The sequence below is a fragment of the Microbispora triticiradicis genome, assembly GCF_005864065.1.
Taxonomy (GTDB): domain Bacteria; phylum Actinomycetota; class Actinomycetes; order Streptosporangiales; family Streptosporangiaceae; genus Microbispora; species Microbispora triticiradicis.
The window spans coordinates 148,402-171,330 of sequence record NZ_VANP01000010.1; the positions used below are offsets into that span (position 1 = coordinate 148,402).

Genomic DNA, 22,929 nt, shown 5'->3' on the forward strand with positions numbered 1-22,929 from the left:
CCCCTTCGCGGTCGTCTCGTGGCTGCCCGGAGCGCATCCGGTTCAGCTCCGGAGTTCGACGACGTCCCCGGCCCCGCCGGGCGGCCGCCGGCGCACGCGGGGGATGGCGCCGTCGTCGACGATCTGGCCGTCGAGCAGGCTGACGACGCGGTCGGCCATGCTCGCGACGCGGGCGTCATGGGTGACCAGCACGATCGTCTGCCCCTGGCGGTGCACGCGCCCGAGCAGGCGCAGCACGTCGCGGGTGTTGCGGCTGTCGAGGTTGCCGGTGGGCTCGTCCGCGAGCAGCAGCCGGGGCTGGTTGGCGAGCGCGCGGGCCAGCGCCACCCGCTGCTGCTCGCCCCCGCTGAGCTGCGCGGGCGCGGCGTCCGCCCGGTCGGCCAGGCCCAGCTCACCGAGGAGGTACTCGCGCCGCTCGCGGGCGTGCCGGGGCGAGGCGCCGCCGAGCAGCGCGGGAAGCTCGACGTTGTCGGCCACGGTCATGTTGCCGACGAGGTTGAAGAACTGGAAGACGAACCCGATCTGCTCCCGGCGCAGCACCGCCCAGCCGCTCTCCGACAGCGTGTCCGCCCGCCTGCCGTCCAGCCAGATCTCGCCGCTGGTCCGCGTGTCCAGGCCGCCGATCATGTGGATCAGGGTGGACTTGCCCGATCCCGACGGCCCGGTGACCGCGACGAACTCCCCCGCCTCCACCGTCAGGTCGACCCCGCGTACGGCCGGCACGGGCAGCCCGCCGGTCTGGTAAATCTTGACCAGGTTGACCACCCGGACGACGGGTGTGTCCGACATACCGCCCACCCTAACCGCGTCGCGCCGCCGCCTCGCCCGCGTCGCGCCGCACCGGATCGTGATCGGGCGCGCCCGGCCGCGGGATCACTGCAGCTCCTCCTGGCAGCGCTCCAGCCAGTCGAGGTCGGCCTGCAGGTGGAGCATCGCGCCCTCGATGAGCAGGAGGGCCGCGCGGTTGGCCGGATCGGTCCGCTCGGCCAGCTCGGCCAGCTCGCCCAGGTCTCTCATGAGCGAAAGGTAGTGCCGGCGCTGCCGGTTCACCAGGGCCATGCGGTCGGCCAGTCCCGTCAGCGGGGCGAGCACGAGCTTCATGAAGAACTCGTCGCGGACCCGAGGGCCCTCGGTGGGCTCGTCCACCCAGGTCTCCAGCGCCTCCCGCCCGGCCGCGGTGATGTAGTAGACCTTCTTGTTCGGCCGGTTGGCCTGCTCCACGTCGACCGCGCGGACGTACCCGTCCTTCTCCAGCCGGCCCAGCGTCACGTAGATCTGGCCGATGTTGGGCGAGGGATAGGCGATGCCGAAAATCGTCTCAAGTGCCTGTTTGAGCTCGTACCCATGGGCAGGTTCCTTCGCCAGGAGCGCCAGCAGCGCCTGCCGCACGCGCCCACCCCCAGACCGTCAGCAGTTACCGGAGCGTTACCCGCCCATCCGTTGACGGTCACATTATCGCTATGCATAACATGCATGCACCTACCTAACACGTATGTAACCGGTTTTTCACGCGGAGGCCATATGGTTCGCCGAGCCGTCGCCGTCCTGGCCGCCTTCCTGGTGGCCGGATGCGCGGGGCTCACGGACACCGGAGCCGGCCCCACGACCGGCACCGGGGGCACCGGGCCGATCACACTCGCGATCGGCCGCGACACCACCGCCTACCTCCGCCCGCTGCTGGACCGGTGGAACCAGGGCCACCCGGACGAGCGGGTCACGCTGCTCGAACTGCCCGAGGCGTCCGACGAGCAGCGCGCCCAGATGGTGGCGAACCTGCAGGCCCGCAACGACGTGTACGACGTGCTCGCGCTCGACGTGATGTGGACCGCCGAGTTCGCCGACGCCGGGTGGATCGTGCCACTCGACCGCAGCCTGTTCCCCCTCGACAAACTGCTCGGAGGGGTCGCGGACACCGCGATCCACCGCGACCGGCTGTGGGCGGCGCCGTACACGAGCAACGCCGGGTTGCTCTACTACCGGTCCGACATCCTGAAGAAGGAGCACCTCAAGCCGCCCAGGACCTGGGCGGAGCTGCGCGACCAGGCCAGGCGCCTGGGCGCGAAGTATCACATCGGGGGGTACGCCGGGCAGTTCCTGCCGTACGAAGGGCTGACCGTCAACTTCGCCGAGGCCGTCCAGTCGGCGGGCGGGTCCATCCTCAGCCCGGACGCCCGCACGGTCACGATGGACCTCGGCAGCGCGCGGGCCGCGCTCGGCTTCCTGGTCGGCGGCGTCAAGGAGGGGTGGATCCCCCGCGAGGCGCTGACGTACAAGGAGGAGGAGTCGCGGCTCGCCTTCCAGGAGGGGCGGCTGCTGTTCGCCCGCAACTGGCCCCACGCGTACGGACCGGCCACCCACTCCCCGCTCGCCGGGAAGTTCGCGGTCACCCGCCTGCCCGGCCTGAACGGGCCCGGGTCCAGCTCGCTCGGCGGCTACAACCTCGCCGTCAGCGCGTTCTCCAAGCGGCAGAAGTCGGCCCTCGACTTCATCCGCTACTTCACCGGCCGGGACAACGAACGGCTCGTCCTCACCGAGGGGTCGTTCCCCCCGGTCTGGGCGGACCTGTACGACGACCCGGAGCTCATCAGGCGGTTCCCCTACCTGCCCGTGCTCAAGGAGGCCATCCTCTCTGCGCGGCCCAGGCCGGTCACCGCCGGCTACAACCAGGTCAGCCTGGTCATCTCCAGCGCCGTGTCCGGCGCGCTCGCACTCGCCAAACCCGTAGACGAGACCGTCGCCGACCTGAAACAGGGGCTCGGCGAGGTCATCCAGCCCGGAGGATAGATATGCGGAAACTTCCCCCCATCATGGTCGCGTGCCTCGCTCTCGCCGCCGCCGCGGCGTGCGGCAGCGACTCCGGCGGCGACACCGGCTCCGGCAGCGCGCCGGCGGCCTCGGGCGCCCCCTCGGCCGCCGGAGGCGACAAGCCCCTGGCGGGAGAGAAGATCGAGATCGCCGCGAAGTGGACCGGCGACGAGCAGGCCAACTTCGAGAAGGTGCTGAAGGCGTTCGAGGAGAAGACGGGCGCCACCGTCACCTACGCCTCCACCGGCGAGGACACCGGCGCCTACCTCGGCCCCCGCATCGAGGGCGGCAACCCTCCGGACGTCGCGATCCTGCCCCAGCCGGGCCTGGTGCAGCAGTACGCCGACGAGAACGCGCTGAAGCCGCTGAGCCCCGAGGTGCAGGCGCAGATCGACCAGAACTACACGCCGTACTGGAAGGATCTTGGCTCGGCCAAGGGGCAGGTCTACGGCGTGCTCGTCAAGGCGGCGCACAAGTCGCTCATCTGGTACCGCCAGGGCGCGTTCGACGACGCCGGGGCGCAGCCCGCGTCCACCTGGGACGACCTCATCAAGAACGCGCAGACGCTGAGCGACTCGGGCGTCGCGCCGTTCGCCCTGTGCGCCGCCTCCGGCTGGACGCTCACCGACCTGTTCGAGAACGTCTACCTCTCCTCCGCCGGCCCGGAGAACTACGACAAGCTGGCCAAGCACGAGATCCCGTGGACCGACGCCTCGGTCAAGACGGCCCTGGAGAAGATGGCGCAGATCTTCGGCAAGAAGGAGTTCATGCTCGGCGGCTCGTCCGGCGCGCTGCAGACCGACTTCCCGACCTGCGTCACCCAGGTGTACGGCCAGAAGAAGGCCGCGATGGTCATCGAGGCCGACTTCGTCGCCGCCTCCGTCGGGCAGTCGGGCGCGAAGGTCGGCGAGGACGCCAAGATCATGCCGTTCCCCAAGGCGGGCGACACCGCACCCGTCGTCCTCGGCGGCGACGTCGGTGTGGCGATGAAGGACACCAAGGGCGCGATGGCGCTGCTCGAGTTCCTGGCCAGCAAGGAGGGCGGCGAGGTCTGGGCCAAGCAGCCCGGTTACCTCTCCCCCAACCGCAACGTCTCCCCCGACAACTACCCCGACGACCTCACCAAGCAGCTCGCCCAGACGATCATCTCGGCCGGTGAGGCGGTGCGGTACGACATGTCCGACCTCGCCCCCAGCGCCTTCGGCGGCACCGACGGCAAGGGCGAGTGGAAGGACCTGCAGGACTTCCTCCGCAACCCCTCCGACGTGAAGGGCGCGCAGGAGAAGCTCGAGGCCGACGCCGCCAAGGCCTTCAAGAAGTAGAGGGGGGACGGCCGTGACCGAACGGTTGGACGGCCCGCAGGCCTCCGGCGGCGACGACTCCGCCGCCGGGGCCTCCTCCGGACCGCACGACACCCCCGCGGAGCCCGTCCAGGGCTCCGCCGACCCGGCCCCGGCGGAGCCGTCCGCGCGCCTGGGACGGCCGAGGCCGCGCCGGACGAGCCGCCCGCCGGCCCCGCGGCGGCGGGCTTCCCGACCGCCGCCCCGCCCGGCGCCGTCGCCACGGCGGGCACGGCGACGTCCCCGCCCGCGCGGCTGGGACCGTCGCCGCGGCTGGCGGTGATGTTCCTGCTGCCCGCGGTGCTGCTGCTCGCCGCGTGGATGATCTATCCGCTGATCTACTCGATCTGGCGCAGCCTGTACGACGCGACCGGCGGCACCTTCGTCGGGCTGCGCAACTACATCTCGATCTTCACCGACTCCGGGACGCTCACCACGATCAGGAACAACGTCATCTGGGTCGTGGTGGCCCCCGTCATCGTCACCGCGCTCGGCCTGATCTTCGCGGTGCTCACCGAGCGCATCCGGTGGTCGACGGCGTTCAAGCTCGTGCTGTTCATGCCGATGGCCGTCTCCCTGCTCGCCGCGGGCGTCATCTTCCGCCTCGTCTACGAGCAGGACCCGGACAAGGGCGTCGCCAACGCCATCATCACCACCGTCCACGACACGTTCTCCGCGAGCGCCGGCTATCCCGGCGCCCGGCCCCGGGACAACGACCAGGCGCCCGCGGTCGCGCGGGGCGGCGCGGTGGTGACCCGGCAGTCGGCGCGGCCGGGGACCCCGGTGCTGATCCCGCTCGTCGGCCTGACCCAGGACGTGGTCAAGGACGCCGCGCCCGCCAAGGCCGCCACCGGCGGGGACGGCCTGAGCGGCACCGTGTGGCTCGACGTCGTACGCGGCGGCGGAGGCACGCTCAACCAGGTCGACCCGCAGGAGAAGGGCCTGGCCGGCGTGACGGTCGAGGCGGTCTCCGGCGGGGTGGTCAAGGCGACGACCGAGACGGCCGCCGACGGCACGTTCCGCTTCGCCGGACTGCCCGCCGGGTCCTACGACGTACGGCTGCCGCAGTCGAACTTCACCGCGCCCTTCAACGGCATCACCTGGCTGGGCCCGTCGCTGATCACTCCCGCGATCATCGGCGCGTACATCTGGGTGTGGGCCGGTTTCGCGATGGTGCTCATCGCCGCGGGCCTTTCGGCGATCCCGCGCGACGCCCTGGAGGCGGCCCGCATCGACGGCGCCACCGAGTGGCAGGTGTTCCGCAGGATCACCGTCCCCCTGCTCGCGCCGGTCCTGCTGGTCGTCTTCGTCACGATGATCATCAACGTCCTGAAGGTCTTCGACCTGGTGTTCATCATCGCGCCCGGCTCGGTGCAGCCGCAGGCCAACGTGATCGCGCTGGAGATGTGGCGGGTCTCGTTCGGCGGCGGCGGCAACCAGGGCATGGGAAGCGCGCTGTCGATCTTCCTGCTCCTGCTGGTGGTGCCCTTCATGATCTTCAACATCCGCCGGTTCAGGAGGGACGAGCGATGACGACCCTGGCCGAGCCGGCCATCGAGCCGAACCCCGCCTCCTCGATCCGGCGCGGGGTGGTGTCACGCGTCGCCGACCGCCTGGGCGGCGGCCTGGTCCAGGTCTTCCTGATCCTGGTCGCGCTGTTCTGGCTGCTCCCGACCCTGGGCCTGCTCGTCGTGTCGCTGCGCGGCGAGACCGACAACAACTCGTCGGGCTGGTGGACGCTGTTCACCAAGCCGGCCCAGCTCACCGTCGAGAACTACTCCAACCTGCTCGCGTCGGGCTTCGGCTCGTCGTTCTGGAACACCGTGCTGATCACGGTGCCCGCGACCCTGCTGGTGATCGGCATCGCCGCCATGGCGGCGTACGCCTTCGCCTGGATCGAGTTCCCCGGCAGGGACACGGTGTTCCTCGTGGTCATCGCCCTGCTGGTCGTGCCCGTGCAGATCGCGCTGATCCCCATCGCCAAGTTGTACGGCCTCCTGGGGATCTTCGGCTCGATCCTCGGGGTGGTGCTGTTCCACGTGGCGTTCGGCCTGCCGTTCGCCATCTTCCTGCTGCGCAACTTCTTCGCGGGCATCCCGCGGGAACTGCTGGAGGCGGCGCGGATGGACGGCGCGCCGGAGTGGCGGATCTTCGTCACCGTGGTGTTCCCGCTGGCCAAGCCCGCGATCGCGTCGCTCGGCATCTTCCAGTTCCTGTGGGTGTGGAACGACCTGCTCGTCGCCTTGGTCTTCGCCGACACCGACAACCAGCCGATGACGAAGGCACTGCAATCCCAGATGCGGCAGTTCGGCACAAACGTGGACATCCTGGCGCCGGGTGCGTTCCTGTCGCTCCTCGTCCCGCTGGTGCTGTTCTTCGCCTTCCAGAGGTACTTCGTGCAGGGCATGCTCGCGGGCTCGGTCAAATAAGGCCGGCCGGAGGCCCCTTCCGGGGCCTCCGGAACGCCCGCATCAGATCGGCATACCGGGGAAACGTCCCATCTGTGGCAGGCTGTACGAGAAGAACGTCGGATGCCCGCTTCACGGGGGTAGGCGGGCATCCGATCTTTCCGCCGCCGGGCCGTACGGGGCCGGAAAAGCCGATAGAGTCCGCGGACATGTCAGGACGTCCGTTGCAGGAACTCGTGGAAACCGGATGGGCCGAGGCCCTCGAACCCGTGGCCGGGCGCATCGCCGCCATGGGCGACTTCCTCCGGCAGGAGATCGCGGAAGGCAGGCAGTACCTCCCGGCGGGGGACAACGTGCTCCGCGCCTTCCGGCAGCCGCTGAGCGAGGTCCGGGTGCTGATCGTCGGCCAGGACCCCTACCCCACCCCCGGCCACCCCGTCGGCCTGAGCTTCTCCGTGGCCCCTGACGTGCGGCCGCTGCCGGGCAGCCTGGTCAACATCTACAAGGAGTACACGGCCGACCTCGGTCATCCCCTGCCGTCGAACGGCGACCTCACCCCCTGGACCGAGCAGGGCGTGCTCCTGCTCAACAGGGTGCTGACCGTGATGCCGGGCAAGCCCGCCTCGCACCGCGGCAAGGGCTGGGAAGAGGTGACCGAGCGGGCGATCACCGCCCTCGTCGAGCGCGGCGGCCCGCTCGTCGCGATCCTGTGGGGCCGTGACGCCCGCAATCTGCGCCCCCTGCTCGGTCAGGTGCCGTGCGTCGAGTCGGCCCACCCGAGCCCGCTGTCGGCCCGTAGCGGCTTCTTCGGCTCCCGTCCGTTCAGCCGGGCCAACGCCCTTCTGGAGCAGCAGGGCGGAACACCGGTCGACTGGAAGCTGCCGTGACGGCCCACCGATAGGATCACCACCATGAGCGATGGAACGGACACCGGTCGCTATCTGCGGCTCACCGTCGACCTGGTGGTCGAGGTCCTCGACGTGGACGCGCTGCAGGCGGCGGCGCTCGCCGAGATCCGCGACCCCCAGGCCGAACTGGACGACGCCGAGCGGCAGGAGCAGATCGAACTGGTCAACTCCGACGAGACGGGCGCGGCGGCCCTGCAGTGGCTGATCGAGCCCGATCACGTGCTCGGCCTGGTCGAGCACGTCACCGAGGTCGAACCGCGGGAGGCGATGCTCGGGGTCGAGCCGTCGGACGGCATGCTGGAAGACGAAGACGACCACGATCACGACCACGACCACGACGAGCCCGGCCACTGATCAGCCGTACGGCTCACGGCGCGGGCCGCGCCCATCCCCCGGCGCGGCCACGGCGCGGTGAAGGACGACGACGGGCGTCAGGGGGAATGCGGTTGCCCGGCGGACCGCGTACGTCGTAAGGTCGGGCCACTCTGAACCGGGCACTCCCCAGAAGTACGCCGCAGAACGGGGAGCGTATCGCGAAGGCCCTGAGAGGGCGGCACGTTCTGTCCGCACGCCCTTTCGGAGGCACCTCATGAACGTGGGTCTCGGCCTGCCCGTCACCGATCCCGAATCCCTGCTCGACTGGGCCCGGCGCGCCGACGCCGGTCCCTTCACCACCCTCGGGCTGCTGGACCGTCTGGTCTTCGACAATCCCGAGCCGCTGGTCGCCCTCGCCGTCCTCGCCGGCGCCACCTCCCGCGTGCGCGTGCAGACCGAGGTGCTCCTCGCGCCGCTGCGCGAGACCGCCCTGCTCGCCAAGCAGGCCGCGACCCTCGACCGCCTCACCGGCGGGCGCCTGGTCCTCGGGCTGGGCGTCGGCGGCCGCGAGGACGACCACTTCGCCGCGGGCACCGACATCCGCACCCGGGGCCGCCGTCTCGACGCGCAGATGGCCGTCCTGCGCCGCGTCTGGGCCGGTGAGCCGTACGGGGAGGGGGCCGGTCCCATCGGCCCCGCGCCCGCCCGTCCGGGCGGCCCGGAGATCCTTTTCGGCGGGTTCAAGCCCGCCGCCCTCCGGCGGGTCGGCCGCTGGGGTGACGGCTTCCTCTGCGCCGCCGCGCCCTCCTGGGCCGGCCCGCTGTTCGAGACCGTCCGTACGGCGTGGCAGGAGCACGGGCGGGACGGCGCCCCGCGCATGGTCGCCCAGATCAACGCCGCGCTCGGGCCCCAGGACGTGATCGACGAGGCGCGCCGGGCCATGGCCGTCTACTACCGGTTCACGGAGGCGGCCGACCACATGGTCGCCGGAATGCGAACCACCCCGGCCGAGATCCGCGAGGCGATCGCGCGGTTCGAGGACCTCGGCGCCGACGAGGTCATGCTGTACTGCCACGGGCGCGACCCGGACCAGGTCGGCCGCTTCGCCGACATCCTCTGACCGGCCGGCCTCCGCCGGGCGGCGCCGGTGATGGCGGGGCCCCGCGATGCCGCAGGGTGTCGCACCCGCTTAGGCCGGCGAGCTGGAGGCGTCAGACCGGCTGGAGCGGGTGGTGGGGACCGGCGGGCAGCTCGACGCGGATCGGGTCGCCCGGCCGGACCTCGCCGCCCGTCACGACGACGGCCATGATCCCGGCCTTGCGCACCAGGTTGCCTTCCTCGTCCCGGTCCAGCACGGCCTTCATCAGCCCGTCCTGGAAGCCGTTGAGCTGGCCGCAGGGGTTGCGCAGGCCGGTCACCTCCACGACGGCCGACTCGCCGAGGTGCAGCCGCGTCCCGGTGGGCAGCCCGAGCAGGTCCACGCCCCTGGTCGTGACGTTCTCCCCCATGTCCCCCGCCCGTACGGCGAAGCCCGCGTCACGCAACTCGTCGTGCAGTTCGGCGTGGACGAGATGCACCTGGCGGAGGTTCGGCTGGTCCGGATCGCGGGCCACCCTCGACCGGTGCTTGACCGTGGTCCCGGAGTGGGCGTCCCCCTCGACGCCCAGGCCGGCCAGCAGCCTGACCGAGTCCATAGGCGCCTTGCTGAAGGTGTGGGTCGCGCTGCGGCTCACCGCCGTGACGCTGCCGGTCATCTCCGTTCCTCCTTCGCTCACCCGAGCATGCTCGCATCCGTGTGCGGGCCTGGGAAGCCGGTCGGACCGCCGCTCCCCGCCACGCACCCGTTCACCGGTGTGCGCCGGTCGTCCCGGCTCCGCACGGCGCGCCACGACCGGGCGCGCAGTGGTCGGGAGCGCGGGCGTCAGGAGCTCAGCAGCTCCTCGCGGCGGCGGGCGAGTGACTCCTGCTCCCGGGCCAGGTGACCGCATCGGGCGGACAGTTCGCTGACCATTCCCCCCACCCATTCGGCGACCTCCCGCACCGCCTCCCCCGTACGGGCGATCCGCTGGTGCTTGATGGCGTCGGTGATGATGTTGTCGAAGAAGACGTCGGCGAACCAGCGGGTGTCGACCTTCGGCAACTGGGGCGCGGCGGCGACGCCGATGTCGGCGAGCTCCCGCGAGAACCGGTCGAGCGCGCCCTGCGCGTGCCAGGCCGCCTCGTCGGCCTGACGCAGGTGCCCGTGCTCGACCATGTCGGCGAAGCCGCCGCCGCTGAACATGTCCCAGGTCGAGGCGCCTCGCGCGCCCCCGAGATGCCGCAGGACGTAGCCGACCGCCTGGCCCGCGGCCACCCCCGCCTGCCGCGCCTCCTCGTGCTCGCGCAGGTCGGCGGCCACGTTCGCGAGCCGCGCGGCGACGTCGGAGAGCTCCCGCCCGCGCGGGTCGCCCGACTCGACCAGCATCCGTTCCTTCCGCGCGAGCAGCACCTCCAGCTCGTGGTGGGGGTTGCCGAGCTCCCCGAGCGACTGGTCGGTGGTGCGCAGGTCACCGCTGAGCCACTCCAGGCGGGACCGCTGGCCGCCGACCCGCTGGCGGGCCGCCACCGCCTCGGCCCGTTCCCGGGCGAGGCGCTCCTCCTTGTTCCCGGTCAGACCGGCCAGGAAGCCGGCGAAGCCGCCCTGCTCCAGCTTGGCGACGTCCCGGTCCTCCTTGGCGAGCTGCCGTTCCAGGTCGGCCAGGACGCCACTGACCTCATCGATCTGGGTCAGGAGAGTCGCACGCTGCCGCATGAGCTGGTCCCGGCGGCGGGCGCGGTCCCTCGCGTCACGGATCTCGTCGTCGATGGCACCAAAAGGAATCACATCTCACAGACGTACGAAAACCGCCCTGATGTTCCCACCCCGACACCGCGCCGGTCACCAGGCGTCAGGGAACCAACACGATCTTTCCCGTGGTCCTGCCGGCCTGTCCCTGCTCGTGAGCCTTCGCCGCCTCGGCCAGGGGCACGGTCAGATCCACGTGGACAGTGAGCCGGCCCGCCTCGACGAGTGCGGTCAGCTCCGCCAGATCGGGCGCCGAGGGACGCACGGAGACGATCTGAAGCCGGACGCCGAGCGCGGCCGCCTCCTGCGGGGTGATGCCCGGGTTTCCGCCCAGCGCCGAGACCAGCAGACCCCCGGGCTTCAGGGTGGCCGCGGAGCGCTGTCCGTACTCACCGCCCACCAGATCGAAGACCACGTCCACCGGCCGGGCTGCCGTCACGAAGTCCTCCGCGGTGTAATCGATCAAGGCGTCGGCGCCCAGACCACGCAGGAACTCGTGCTTGTCCGCCCGGGCGGTGCCGAGGACGTACGCCCCGCGCGCCTTGGCGATCTGGACCGCGAGGTGACCCACTCCCCCGGCGGCGCGGTGGACGAGCACCCGGTCGCCCTCCTTGATCCGGGCGATGCCGACCAGCGCCTGCCACGCGGTCAGACCGGCCAGCGGCAGCCCCGCCGCCTCCGGGGCCGTCAGCCCGGCCGGCCTGCGGACGATCTCGTTGGGCGAGGCGAGCACGAACTCCGCGTACGCGTTGCCGGCCGCGGGGAAGCCGAGCAGCCCGAGCACCTCGTCTCCCGGAGCGTAGGCGGACACACCCGGCCCGGCCTCCTCGACCACTCCCGCCACGTCCCAGCCCACGGTGAACGGCGGGTCGCCGAGCAGGGGGAAGGCTCCCGCCCGGACCGCGGCGTCGACGGGGTTGTACGCCGCCGCCTCCACTCTGACCAGGACCTGCCCCGGGCCCGGCTCGGGCCGGTCCACCTCGGTCACCCGCAGGACGGACGGCTCCCCGAAGGCCGACTGCGTGACTGCTCTCATCCTCTTCTCCTCACTGCCGCATCAGTCGGGGGCCGACCGGCGTGGCCGCCGCCCTCATCGCGATCAAGCGTGGACGAACCAGTATCCCATGGAAAGAAGGCACCTTTCCGGTATATAGGTACCTCGTGGAAACCATGTCACGACTGCTTCCCCGGGGCGCGGCAGACGCGTACCTGCGCGACTGCGCCTCCCGGAAGGTCCTGGACAGCATCGCGAACAAGTGGACCTGCCTGCTCGTGGACGCCCTGCGCGACGGCCCAGTCAGATTCGGGGCGCTGCGGCGCAGGCTCGACGGGATCACCCAGAAGAGCCTCACCCAGACGCTGCGCGCCATGGAGCGCGACGGGATGGTCATCCGGACCATGTATCCCACGATTCCTCCCCGGGTGGAGTACGAACTGAGCGATCTCGGGCACAGCCTGGTCGTGCTGATGGAGGGCATCCGGGTGTGGTCGGAGACGCACGTCGGCGAGATCGAGGCCGCGCGGGCGGCCTTCGACAGCCGGGCCGCGGAGGAACCGCAACCGGTCCGGCCCGGCTGACCGCGCCCACACGGTGGTCGCATACCCCGGCCGGCCCGGCGCGCTCCACCTGTCAGGCCACCAGCAGACCGGGCGTGTGGTGCGGATGGCGGTTCCCCTTGTCCCGACCGCTGTCCTGACCGCCCGACCGGCCGGGCCTGAGGCAGGAACAGGCCGCGGCCTCCGGGGTGAGCCGCACACGCAGAAGGTCGCCGTGGCCCGGCCCGCCGAGCGAGGCGTCGGACTCGGCCCCGGCCACCACTGGCGGTTGCCGCCGCCCTGGGTGCGGTGCAGAGCCCGCCCGTGCGCGACCGGGCAACCGCTCATCTGCCTCCTCCCACCCGGCCGAGACGACCGCGTACTCCTCCCTCGCCACACGTGGACCTGCCTCGTCCCACCCGGCCGAAACGACCGCGTATTCGGCCCCGGCCACGCGCAGGCGTTGATCGATGCTCCGGAAGGGCGCCGCAGGACTCGTCGAGAGCCAGGTGAGGTGGCCCTCCAGCAGCGCTTCGGCGGCGGTCCGCAGCGCGGTGACCGCGCAGAGGCTGTGCACGCAGGCGAGCCCGGTCAGCGCGATCTCCGGAAGCCCGAAGCGCCGCAGTCCCCGCGACACGGCGACGAGACAGGCGCATCCGCCCGCGCCCGCGTCACCATCGGCACCAGGACAGACGCCGTCGCCTGTGCCCTGATCCGTGCCGTCGCCGGGATCGGCAGCGCCACCGGCGTCGAGCGCGCATCCGGCCGCGGATTCCGCGCACGACAACCTCCAGCCCAGCCAGTCGTCACCGAGATCGAAGTCCTCGCGCTCCCCCGGGCACTCGGCGCAGTGGTAGACCGCCCCGCCGACGAGCGGGTCGTACAGCGTGCCGTGGCAGGCCTCCGCGATTCCGCGCGCGGCCGCCCGGGCGACCTGCGCGGCCTCGGGTTGTTCCCCGACGGGGGCCGTGCTCGTCACCACCACGTGGTGACGAGCACGCCGTACCCGTTTCAGGTCGTCGCGGCCCACGTCCATCCGCCGCCAGGGAGACCGTGCCGAGCGGAACTCCGCCAGCTCCAGCCGGGCGGTTCCGAGCGCCTCCCTCGCGCTCCGCCGATGGGCCGGGCCCATCCGCCAGGGCACGACCGACGAAAGGTCGGCCGGCGTACGGTCGGTGACCACGACGAAGACCGACGAGGTCTGCGCGGGCACGGGGTAGGTGAGACGCATGGCTCCTCCTCGAAGGGTGCTGCGTACGCGGACCGCTGAACGGCCGCGATCTGCCGCGGGAAGTGCCGGAGGAACGGCCGCACACCGCGCCGGCCGCTCCTCCGATCGCCGCGTGCACAGCCTGCGCCATTTCCGCGGCACGCGTCCCACCCGAACGCCGCTCTGTGGATAACCGATCCATCGAGCCGATCGTGGCCGCCCGTATGGCCGGATTGGTCCATAGATCAGCGGCGTGACTCGTCACAGGGACGTCCGCTACTCGGCACAGAGATCCCTGAGCAGCACGTATGGCTTCACGCCGCGCCCCTTGACGCAAACGTTACCCTTAATGTCACAAACTTGGACGATTCGATGACTTGAACTGTTCATGTTTAGGGAGATAGGTTGGCGTCATGACCGCACCCAGGACTCCGACCGCCGCCGAGGAGCTGCGCGGTGCCGGCCTGCGGGTGACGGCCGCGCGCGTCGCACTGCTGGAGACGGTCCGGCACGGTGACCATCTCGACGTCGAGACGATCGCGTCAGGGGTCCGCGACCGCGTCGGCCACATCTCTCTCCAGGCCGTCTACGAGGCCCTCCACGCGCTCACCTCGGCGGGCCTCATCCGTCGCATCGAACCGGCCGGCAGCCCGGCCAGATTCGAGGGGCGCGTCGGGGACAACCATCACCACCTCGTGTGCCGGTCCTGCGGTGTCGTCGCGGACGTCGACTGCGCGGTCGGCGAGGCCCCCTGCCTGACCTCTTCCGACGACCACGGCTTCGCCATCGACGAGGCCGAGGTCATCTACTGGGGCCTGTGCCCCGGCTGTTCCAGCGCCCGCAGCTCCTGAGCCCCATGATCCGCTGATTCAGAAGGATTTCCATGACTGAGAACCATGACGCGATCGTTGTCGACCCGAAGACGGAGGGCGAGGGCGGCGGCTGCCCGGTCGCGCACGGGCGCGCCCTGCACCCCACCCAGGGCGGCGGCAACCGCCAGTGGTGGCCGGAGCGGCTCAACCTGAGGATCCTCGCCAAGAACCCCGCCGTGGCCAACCCCCTCGGCGAGGAGTTCGACTACGCCGCGGCGTTCAACTCCCTCGACCTCCCGGCCGTGAAGCGGGACATCGCCGAGGTGCTGACCACCTCGCAGGACTGGTGGCCGGCCGACTTCGGCCACTACGGCCCGCTCATCATCCGGATGGCCTGGCACAGCGCGGGCACCTACCGCATCAGCGACGGCCGCGGCGGCGCCGGCGCGGGTCAGCAGCGTTTCGCCCCGCTCAACAGCTGGCCGGACAACGCCAACCTCGACAAGGCCCGCCGCCTGCTGTGGCCGGTCAAGAAGAAGTACGGCAAGAACATCTCGTGGGCCGACCTCATGATCCTCGCCGGCAACGTCGCGCTGGAGTCGATGGGCTTCAAGACCTTCGGCTACGCGGGCGGCCGTGCGGACGTGTGGGAGTCCGAGGAGGACGTCTACTGGGGTCCCGAGACCACCTGGCTCGGCGACGAGCGCTACACCGGCGACCGGGAGCTGGAGAACCCCCTCGCCGCGGTGCAGATGGGCCTCATCTACGTCAACCCGGAGGGCCCGAACGGCAACCCCGACCCGCTCGCCGCGGCCCGCGACATCCGTGAGACGTTCCGCCGGATGGCGATGAACGACGAGGAGACGGTCGCGCTGATCGCGGGAGGCCACACCTTCGGCAAGACCCACGGCGCCGGCCCGGCCGACCACGTGGAGGCCGACCCCGAGGCCGCCCCGATCGAGCAGCAGGGTCTCGGCTGGAGGAACACGTACGGCACCGGCAAGGGCGGCGACACGATCACCAGCGGCCTCGAGGTCACCTGGACGCCCACCCCGACCACGTGGGACAACAGCTTCTTCGAGGTCCTGTTCGGCTACGAGTGGGAGCTGACCAAGAGCCCCGCCGGCGCCAACCAGTGGAAGCCGAAGGACGGCGCCGGCGAGGGCACCGTCCCCGACGCCCACGACCCGTCGAAGCGCCAGGCGCCGAAGATGCTCACGACCGACCTCGCGCTCCGGTTCGACCCGATCTACGAGCAGATCTCGCGGCGCTTCCTGGAGAACCCCGACGAGTTCGCGGACGCCTTCGCCCGGGCGTGGTACAAGCTGACCCACCGCGACATGGGCCCGGTCGTGCGTTACCTCGGCCCGGAGGTCCCGTCCGAGGTGCTGCTGTGGCAGGACCCGCTCCCCGAGCGGACGTACGAGCTGGTCGAGGCCGCGGACATCGCCTCCCTCAAGGAGCGGATCCTCGCCACCGGCCTGCCGGTGTCGCAGCTGGTGTCCACCGCCTGGGCGGCGGCCGCGTCCTTCCGCGGCAGTGACAAGCGCGGCGGCGCCAACGGCGGCCGCATCCGCCTCCAGCCGCAGAGCGGGTGGGAGGTCAACGACCCCGACCAGCTCGCGACCGTGCTGAGCGCCCTGGAGGGCGTCCAGCAGGAGTTCAACGCCCAGAGTGGTGACAAGCAGGTCTCGCTGGCCGACCTGATCGTGCTGGCCGGATGCGCCGCCGTCGAGAAGGCCGCCAAGGACGCCGGTTTCGACGTCGAGGTGCCCTTCGCGCCGGGCCGCGTGGACGCGTCGCAGGAGCAGACGGACGTCGAGTCGTTCGCCGCGATCGAGCCGAGCGCGGACGGCTTCCGCAACTACTACGGGAAGGGCAACCGGCTGCCCGCCGAGTACCTTCTGATCGACCGGGCGAACCTGCTGAACCTCAGCGCCCCCGAGATGACGGTCCTCGTCGGCGGCCTGCGCGTCCTGGGCGCCAACCACCAGCAGTCGAAGCTGGGCGTCCTCACCGAGACCCCCGGCGTGCTGACCAACGACTTCTTCGTCAACCTGCTCGACCTGGGCACGGAGTGGAAGTCGACGTCCGAGGACCAGACCGCGTTCGAGGGCCGCGACGCCGCCACGGGCGAGGTCAAGTGGACCGGCACCCGCGCCGACCTCGTCTTCGGCGCCAACTCCGAGCTGCGCGCGGTCGCGGAGGTCTACGCGAGCGACGACGCCAAGGAGAAGTTCGTGACCGACTTCGTCAAGGCGTGGGACAAGGTCATGAACCTCGACCGGTTCGACCTGCGCTGATCACGACCGTTCAGGCCGGCCCCACTCGGGCCGGCCTGAACGTTTTCCGCCCAGAACCCAGCCGAGCAGCCGTGCCGGCCAGAGTCGTGATGACGCACCCTCCGAGCAACCCCGGACGCATCCCGCCCGGCTGAATCACCGTGCGAGCCGAGGCGTTGACAGACGGCGATCATGTGATTTATAGATTGACAGTAGAACATGACTCCAAGAAAAGGAGAGGTTGACGCCTGTGTGGAAGTCAAAACACCTGTTGGGTGTTCTCGCCGCCTGCCTCACGGTGTCCACGGTGCCCCCGGCGGCTGCAGCTGCGAAGGCAGGACCCGCACAACCGGCTCGCGCCGCATGCTCGACCTGGCAGTACATCACCGATTCCGGCATGCCCATCTACAACGGCGCAGGGACGGGTACCGGGGTCAAGGACTACACGCGCTCGAATGGATTCGTGAACATCACGCAGTTCGACGGCGACTGGCGCGGCGGCAACTTCTACACCGACCCGGGCCCCGTCTGGTACACCAGCGGCTGGATTCACCTCACCCATATCCACTACGTTCGATGCTGGTGAGTTTTCGATTTACCGGGTAATCCCTGAGGACCGCACCGCAACTTCGGGCGTGAACCCTGCGGGCTCGCCCGGCCGGACGACTCCGTGGGTGAGGCCGTCGGCCACCAGGCGGGCCAGGTCCTCACCGAGCGCCGCGGCCTCGCGCAGGGCCGCGCGGAAGTCCGCCAGGCGCCGGAACGCCTCGCCGTACCGGCGCTGCTCGGCCATCGGCAGCAACGGCACCTCCGCGCGTCGCACGTCCACCCGGTAGCGGGAGGACATGGTGCTGTAATGACGCACGTTCATGGACGCGCACACGAACCCGGCGAGGAAGTAGGGGTCGAGCGCCTCCGGGTCCGGCCGCAGCAGGGAGAGGTACGGGCCGAGCAGGGCGTCGCCGGTCGTCAGGACCCGGGCGACCGGGGCGGCGACGACCTGCGGCACCACGACGTCACCAGGCCGCGTGACGATCGCCTTCTCCACGGCCCGCTGCGCCCCGGTGGCCGCACGTCCCTCCATCACGTCCTCGGCGGTGAGGACGGGCAGCCCGTACGGCGGCTCCGGTCCCTCCGGCACACCCGCGGGCCCCAGGGCGAGCATGCCCCGCCGCACCAGCTCGGGCAGCGGGACCAGCACGAGGTCCTCCGGCGGCCGCCCCCCGGCGCCCGGCATGAGGCCGGAGACCCGGTCGATCAGCCCGCCCAGCCGGTCACGCGCCCCGGTGATGCGTTCCGGTGACACGTCGTCGGCCGCCGTGGACAGATAGCGGGCCGGGGTGAGGTCCACGTCCTCGTCGAGCAGGTCGACGAGCGGGACCGACCGGCTCACCTCCGGCTCGTCCAGCTCGTGCCCCTCGCCGAACTCCCGCCACGCCTCGACGGCCACCCTGGCGTAGTCGTCCTGCCTGCCCGAGGTGTCGACCATCAGGACGTGGCTCGGCGTGCCCCCCTCCGCGGGCTGGCGGAGGATCCACAGCGCCAGCCCGACCGCGACGTTGGGCACGACGCCCTGCGGGAGCGCGATAACCGCGCGCAGCGCGCCGCGTCGCAGGAGCTGGGCCCTGATCCGCCGCCCGGACCTGCGGGCGGCGACGGCCGGCGGCATCAGCAGCACCGCCACGCCCTCGGGCGCGAGGTGGGCGAGCGCGTGCTGCACCCAGGCGAGTTCGGGTTCCACGCGCGGCGGCAGGCCGTACTCCCATCGGGGGTCGGCGGTCAGCTCCTCATAGCCCCAGTTGCGGTCGTTGAACGGCGGGTTGCACACCACGGCGTCCACCAGTTCGCCGGGAAAGGCGTCCGCGCGCAGGGAGTCGCCCGCCCTGATCTGGACGTTGTCGCTGCGCAGCGCGAGCCGTACGGCGGTGAGCCGGGCCGACGCCGGGTCGACGTCCTGGCCGAGCAGGCGGGCCCCGGGCGAGCGCTCCAGCGCGCGGCCGAGGATGCGCCCGGAACCACAGGCCGGGTCGAGCACCGAGCCGACGCGGTCGCCCACGAGGTCGAGCGCGAGCAGGACGATCTCGACCGGGGTGGAGTAGACGCGCCGGGTGTGCACCTCGAAGTACCGCTCGCGCAGGAACTCGAAGGTGGCGGACGCGCCGCGCTCCGCCGCCAGCGAGGCGATCGACCTGACCAGCGGCATCCGGGCCGGCGCGAGCGCCTCCGGGAACGCCCGGTCGCTGATGGTCTTGGCGCAGGCGGCCCTGACCCTGTCCGGGATCTCACGCGCGACCGTCTCGTCGTCTCCGGACGAGAGTCTCTCCCAGTCGTCCGCCTCGTGCTGCAGGTAGACGAGGAAGGCCCCGAGGTCGGCGATCAGGTCGGCGAGTTCGTCGTCGTCGGCCGTCGTGCGCAGTTCCTGCCAGAGCCACTCGTCCGGGGGCAGTTCCCTGCCCTCCGCGTGCCCGCGCAGCCAGTCCCGGACTTCGGCGAGCGAGAACGCCGGGCTGGTGGACGTGCCGCCCACGGGCTGGGGGAAGTCGTCGTGGCGGCGTCGCCAGTTGCTCACCGCCGCACGGCCCACACCGGCCATGCGGGCGATGTCGGCCGCGGTGACGTGTACGTCTCGGCGCACGTCCACCGTCCTTCCCCCCCGTTCTACGAACAGAGGGGACGATAACCCACACCCGAGACACAGGCAACGTCGCGCCAAAGTCTGGTTGATGGCGTCAACACATGCTTCAATGGACGGCAAGCCCCGTCACAGAAGGGACCAGGGATCGTGACCTCTCCCATCACGCGCCTCAGGTCGCTGCGCCGCGGACGCGCGATCCATCTCCTGGACATCGAGAACCTCGCCGGGTCCCCCCGGCCCACGACGTACGACGTGCGGCAGACGATGGGCGCCTACCGGCACGCGGTGCCGATCGGGCCGCTCGACCAGTTCATCGTGGCGGTCAACCACAGCGCGCTGGTGCCGGTCGGGGTCGCCATGGGGCTCGCGCTCGGCGGCGTGCAACTGCTGGTCCGCTCGGGTCCCGACGGCGCCGACCAGGCCCTCGACGAGGCCGCCCGTACGGACCGGGTCGACCTGCGCTTCGAGCGGGTCGTGATCGGGTCGGGCGACGGCTACTTCGCCGACCTGGCCGGGTGGCTGGCGGGACGCGGCCTGCACGTCACCGTCGCCTCCCAGCGCGACCGCCTGAGCTGGCGGCTCTACACGGCGGTCCCCGACACCGTCACCTTCTCGCTTCCCGTTCCCCAGGCCGCCTGACCGCGTTTCGATTTCGAGGGAATTCATCGGCCGGTCCGCCCGGGAGACATTTCGGCGGCGGATACGCAAAGGGAGTTCCACGGTCGGGGCGAATCTGGGAATATTGCCGGGCCAGCCGAGTACGGCAGAGCTTCGGGCACGGAATGCGAGATGACGCATGAACGTCGAGCCATCCGGCACCTCCCCCCAATCGTCTCTCAGAGCCGCGTCGGCCCTGCGACGCACCCAGGCGTTGTTCGACGCGATGTCGGGCGACCATCTCTTCCGCGAACAGTTCGTGACCGATCCGGCGCAGATTTATTCGGAGTACGTCCAGAGCGCGCCCCTCGATCGGCATCGGGCGGACGTCATCAACCAGTTCGTCTACGCCGTGCTGGCCAGCGACGAGCTGATGCAGTGGATCATCCGTTATCGCGGCGAGCGCAACGGCGTCGCGCCGTCGGACGGTGAGCTCGCGACACAGTTCGCCCGGGCGGTGGTCGACACGAACGCGCACCACGTGGCGCTCGCCCTGATGCGAGCGGCGACCGAGCAGCAGCCGATCTTCCCGCTGGACAGGTCGATCAAGGATCTGATCTTCGGTGGCGTCGGGATCGGCCAGGGCGGGACCGGAATCCAGCTCACCGGAACCGCGGAAGGCACCGGCACCGTCACCGCCGAGACCAACACGGGAACCGGCACGGAGATGAGCACCGGCACTGGAACCGGCACGGAGATGAGCACCGGGACAGGCACCGGCACTGGAACGGAGATGAGCACCGGAACCGGCACCGGCACCGGCACCGGCACAGAGATGAGCACCGGCACGGGAACCGGAACGGGCACCGAGCCAGGGACGGAAACCGGAACAGGCACAGGGACGGGAACGGGAACGGGAACAGGTACCGGGACGGGAACAGGCACCGGCACCGAGACGGGCCCCCCGGCCACGATTCCGGGCACCGATGTGACATTCACCTTCGGAAGCACTGAAGAGCACACATTCCCCCCAATTACCCATACAACCGAAATCACGTCAATCACCCAAATCACCACGCTGACGCCGCCGGGCACGTCCCCCGGGACATTCGGCGGAACGTCCCCGGGAACGTTCGGCACATTTGGCGGGACATTCGGTGGCACCTTCGGCGGAACGTTCGGGCACTTCAACATCAACGCCCTCGACTCGGGCGCGGCGCAGGTCACCCTGGAAACCCTCCGTGAATTCGCCGCTCAACTCCGCGATTCCGGCGTGCTCGACGAGATCGGGGGCGGCGGATGACCACCACCGACACCGGCTCCCTGCGACAGACGACCCGGGCGCTGCTGGAGGCCGGCCACCAGAGCGAGGCCTTCGCGCTGTGGTCAGGCGCGGACTTCTCCGACGACGATCTGGGCTGGCTGTCCGAACAGACCGGCGAGCTGATGCGGTCCACGGATCTCACGCTCGCGGGCGAGTTCGCGCACCTGCTGGCGTCCATCCGCCGGGGCAGCCGGTGGTTCCCCGTCCAGAGCGCGGACGGCGCCACGCGCCCGGTCAACCGTTTCATCACGATCCACAAGTTGCGGCACGACATCGAGCAGTTCACCTACCTGCTGGAGTCGGGGATCCTGGGCGGCGAGTTCGGGGCGGTCGTCCAGGCCTACGCGGACACGGCCGACCGCCTGCTGGAGGCCGGCGTCGATCCCGACCAGCACGTGCCGTTCGACGAGCAGGCGGAGGCGGCGATAGGGGACGTCTTCAACCGCATCGTCACGCTGCAGCCGGCCCCGCGCCTACCGCGGGCGCTGTCGGCTTCGTGGAACGGTCGGGAGGTCACCGAACGCTACCTGGCCAGTCGTGCCGGGCTGGTCGTCGTGGACGACTTCCTCTCCCCGGCCGCGCTGGACGCCGTCCGGCGCTTCTGCCTCGGGTCGACGGTCTGGTTCGGCAACCGCTACGCGAACGGCCGGCTCGGGGCGTTCTTCCACGACGGCTTCAACTGCCCGCTGCTCCTGCAGGTCGCGGAGGAGCTCCGCGGCACGCTGCCGCAGGTGCTCGGCCCCTATCCGCTCCGCCAGCTGTGGGGATTCAAGAACAAGGACTACCTGCCCGGTGACACCACGACGCACGCCGACTTCGCCGCGGTCAACGTGAACTTCTGGATCACACCGTCGGAGGCCAACCTGGACGAGAGCAGCGGGGGCCTGATCGTGTACGGGGTCGACGCGCCGCCCGACTGGAACTTCCACATGTACAACGGCCGCCAGGACCTGATCAAGCCCTTCCTGGCCCAGCGGAAGGCGGAGGCGGTGCGGATTCCGTACCGCGCCAACCGGGCGATCATCTTCAACTCCGACCTGTTCCACGCGACCGCCGAGGTGCGCTTCCGACCCGGTTACGAGAACCGCAGAGTGAACATCACCATGCTCTACGGCGAGCGGGCCGACGACGTCCACCACCCCAGCCTGTCGCGGCAGGCGACGCCGAACCAGCTCCCCTACCGTCCGGCGTGGCGCTCCAACGCGCTGGCCCGGCGGCGAGCGGGACGTTGACGTCGCAAGGTGACGTCACAACATGGCCAGGACGCCTACGTGCTCGCCGCCCTCGGGCACAAGCGGGCGGGATACTTCCTGGATTCGGGCGCCTCGAATGGGGTCCGATGCAGCAACACCAGGCTGCTGGAGCAGGAATACGGCTGGACGGGAATCTGCGTCGAGCCCAATCCGCACTACTACGCGGAGCTGACGGCGAACCGCCGCTGCCTCTGCGTGAACTGCTGCCTGTACGACCACGACGGCACGGTGGAGTTCGTGGAGGCGGGCACCATCGGCGGGATCCTCGGCGAGTACTCCCCGCAGCTGATCCCGTACGTGCGCCGGGCCCTGGACCTGCCGGACGACGCGCCGATGCCCGCGACGGTCATGCCGTGCCGGACGGTCGGCTCGCTGTTGCGGCACTTCGACGCTCCCCGTGTGATCGACTACTGGAGCCTGGACACCGAGGGTTCCGAGCTGGCGATCCTCCGCACGTTCCCCTTCGGCCGATACCTGGTGCGGATGCTGACGGTGGAGCACAACTGGGGGCCCCAGCGCTGCCCCATCCACGACCTGCTGGCGCGGCACGGCTATCTGCGCGTCGCCGAGCTGGGCTGCGACGACGTCTACGCACACCGGTCGGTGGTGTCCCGGAGCCGGGGCGGGGTGTGGCGATCACGGGCGTCGCCGGTCCGCGGACGCCCCCGCTCGTCCTGATC

At 70.8% G+C, this 22,929-nt stretch carries 22 protein-coding genes; 15 read left to right on the forward strand and 7 right to left on the reverse strand.

Annotated elements, in window-relative coordinates; translation table 11 throughout:
* Positions 1-42 precede the first annotated feature (42 nt).
* Positions 43-789: an ABC transporter ATP-binding protein gene (locus FED44_RS24765; protein ID WP_117410234.1), complete on the reverse strand. Its 747-nt coding sequence runs from the start codon at positions 787-789 to the stop codon at positions 43-45.
* Positions 790-873: 84 nt separating this feature from the next.
* Positions 874-1,389 (reverse strand): PadR family transcriptional regulator, encoded by a 516-nt coding sequence (locus FED44_RS24770; RefSeq protein ID WP_138462220.1) that lies wholly within the window; start codon positions 1,387-1,389, stop codon positions 874-876.
* Positions 1,390-1,521: 132 nt separating this feature from the next.
* On the opposite strand from FED44_RS24770, the gene FED44_RS24775 reads away from it, so the two are divergent.
* The 7 genes from FED44_RS24775 (at position 1,522) to FED44_RS24805 (ending at position 8,896) form a co-directional block, all read left to right on the forward strand.
* Complete coding sequence (locus tag FED44_RS24775; RefSeq protein ID WP_117410236.1) at positions 1,522-2,784, forward strand: ABC transporter substrate-binding protein; 1,263 nt, start codon at positions 1,522-1,524, stop codon at positions 2,782-2,784.
* Positions 2,785-2,786: 2 nt separating this feature from the next.
* Positions 2,787-4,127: an ABC transporter substrate-binding protein gene (locus FED44_RS24780; RefSeq protein ID WP_117410237.1), complete on the forward strand. Its 1,341-nt coding sequence runs from the start codon at positions 2,787-2,789 to the stop codon at positions 4,125-4,127.
* Between the two features lie 300 nt (positions 4,128-4,427).
* Positions 4,428-5,678 carry an ABC transporter permease gene (locus tag FED44_RS24785; RefSeq protein WP_138462221.1) on the forward strand — a complete coding sequence of 417 codons (1,251 nt, stop codon included), beginning with the start codon at positions 4,428-4,430 and terminating at the stop codon, positions 5,676-5,678.
* A complete protein-coding gene (locus FED44_RS24790) occupies positions 5,675-6,574 on the forward strand; it encodes a carbohydrate ABC transporter permease (RefSeq protein WP_117409986.1) in 900 nt (299 codons plus the stop codon). Before FED44_RS24785 ends, FED44_RS24790 begins: the two co-directional genes overlap by 4 nt.
* A gap of 188 nt (positions 6,575-6,762) precedes the next feature.
* Positions 6,763-7,440, forward strand: a complete 678-nt coding sequence (locus tag FED44_RS24795) for a uracil-DNA glycosylase (RefSeq protein WP_117409985.1) — start codon at positions 6,763-6,765, stop codon at positions 7,438-7,440.
* Positions 7,441-7,464: 24 nt separating this feature from the next.
* Positions 7,465-7,815, forward strand: a complete 351-nt coding sequence (locus FED44_RS24800) for a hypothetical protein (protein WP_117409984.1) — start codon at positions 7,465-7,467, stop codon at positions 7,813-7,815.
* Positions 7,816-8,050: 235 nt separating this feature from the next.
* A complete protein-coding gene (locus FED44_RS24805; protein WP_138462222.1) occupies positions 8,051-8,896 on the forward strand; it encodes an LLM class flavin-dependent oxidoreductase in 846 nt (281 codons plus the stop codon).
* 91 nt (positions 8,897-8,987) lie between these two features.
* Here the strand turns inward: FED44_RS24805 and FED44_RS24810 are convergent, their stop codons facing one another.
* The 3 genes from FED44_RS24810 to FED44_RS24820 all read right to left on the reverse strand — a co-directional run bounded on the left by FED44_RS24810 (position 8,988) and on the right by FED44_RS24820 (position 11,636).
* Positions 8,988-9,530, reverse strand: a complete 543-nt coding sequence (locus FED44_RS24810; RefSeq protein ID WP_117409982.1) for an MOSC domain-containing protein — start codon at positions 9,528-9,530, stop codon at positions 8,988-8,990.
* Between the two features lie 167 nt (positions 9,531-9,697).
* A complete protein-coding gene (locus tag FED44_RS24815) occupies positions 9,698-10,639 on the reverse strand; it encodes a hypothetical protein (protein ID WP_138462223.1) in 942 nt (313 codons plus the stop codon).
* Positions 10,640-10,703: 64 nt separating this feature from the next.
* Positions 10,704-11,636, reverse strand: a complete 933-nt coding sequence (locus FED44_RS24820) for an NADP-dependent oxidoreductase (protein WP_138462224.1) — start codon at positions 11,634-11,636, stop codon at positions 10,704-10,706.
* A 134-nt stretch (positions 11,637-11,770) separates the two neighbouring features.
* Here FED44_RS24820 and FED44_RS24825 point away from each other — a divergent pair, with 134 nt between their 5' ends.
* On the forward strand, positions 11,771-12,178 hold the full coding sequence (locus tag FED44_RS24825) for a winged helix-turn-helix transcriptional regulator (RefSeq protein ID WP_138462225.1): 408 nt from the start codon (positions 11,771-11,773) through the stop codon (positions 12,176-12,178).
* A gap of 52 nt (positions 12,179-12,230) precedes the next feature.
* On the opposite strand, the gene FED44_RS36005 is transcribed toward FED44_RS24825, so the two are convergent.
* Positions 12,231-13,367, reverse strand: a complete 1,137-nt coding sequence (locus FED44_RS36005; protein ID WP_167521583.1) for a hypothetical protein — start codon at positions 13,365-13,367, stop codon at positions 12,231-12,233.
* A gap of 392 nt (positions 13,368-13,759) precedes the next feature.
* Between FED44_RS36005 and FED44_RS24835 the strand changes: the two genes are divergently transcribed.
* From FED44_RS24835 to FED44_RS24845, 3 genes are all read left to right on the forward strand, one after another.
* Positions 13,760-14,197, forward strand: a complete 438-nt coding sequence (locus FED44_RS24835) for a Fur family transcriptional regulator (protein ID WP_138462226.1) — start codon at positions 13,760-13,762, stop codon at positions 14,195-14,197.
* A 32-nt stretch (positions 14,198-14,229) separates the two neighbouring features.
* Positions 14,230-16,461 carry a catalase/peroxidase HPI gene (gene katG / locus FED44_RS24840; protein WP_117409975.1) on the forward strand — a complete coding sequence of 744 codons (2,232 nt, stop codon included), beginning with the start codon at positions 14,230-14,232 and terminating at the stop codon, positions 16,459-16,461.
* A 220-nt stretch (positions 16,462-16,681) separates the two neighbouring features.
* The gene (locus FED44_RS24845; RefSeq protein ID WP_138462227.1) at positions 16,682-17,026 is read left to right on the forward strand and encodes a hypothetical protein; all 345 of its coding nucleotides are present in this window, start codon (positions 16,682-16,684) and stop codon (positions 17,024-17,026) included.
* Between the two features lie 9 nt (positions 17,027-17,035).
* Here the strand turns inward: FED44_RS24845 and FED44_RS24850 are convergent, their stop codons facing one another.
* Positions 17,036-19,075 (reverse strand): N-6 DNA methylase, encoded by a 2,040-nt coding sequence (locus FED44_RS24850; protein WP_244302235.1) that lies wholly within the window; start codon positions 19,073-19,075, stop codon positions 17,036-17,038.
* 147 nt (positions 19,076-19,222) lie between these two features.
* Between FED44_RS24850 and FED44_RS24855 the strand changes: the two genes are divergently transcribed.
* From FED44_RS24855 to FED44_RS24870, 4 genes are all read left to right on the forward strand, one after another.
* Complete coding sequence (locus FED44_RS24855; protein WP_117409973.1) at positions 19,223-19,714, forward strand: PIN domain-containing protein; 492 nt, start codon at positions 19,223-19,225, stop codon at positions 19,712-19,714.
* A gap of 157 nt (positions 19,715-19,871) precedes the next feature.
* On the forward strand, positions 19,872-20,975 hold the full coding sequence (locus FED44_RS36575) for a hypothetical protein (RefSeq protein WP_187406045.1): 1,104 nt from the start codon (positions 19,872-19,874) through the stop codon (positions 20,973-20,975).
* A complete protein-coding gene (locus FED44_RS24865; RefSeq protein ID WP_138462228.1) occupies positions 20,972-22,228 on the forward strand; it encodes a hypothetical protein in 1,257 nt (418 codons plus the stop codon). Before FED44_RS36575 ends, FED44_RS24865 begins: the two co-directional genes overlap by 4 nt.
* A gap of 9 nt (positions 22,229-22,237) precedes the next feature.
* Positions 22,238-22,927 carry an FkbM family methyltransferase gene (locus FED44_RS24870; RefSeq protein WP_138462229.1) on the forward strand — a complete coding sequence of 230 codons (690 nt, stop codon included), beginning with the start codon at positions 22,238-22,240 and terminating at the stop codon, positions 22,925-22,927.
* Positions 22,928-22,929 lie beyond the last annotated feature (2 nt).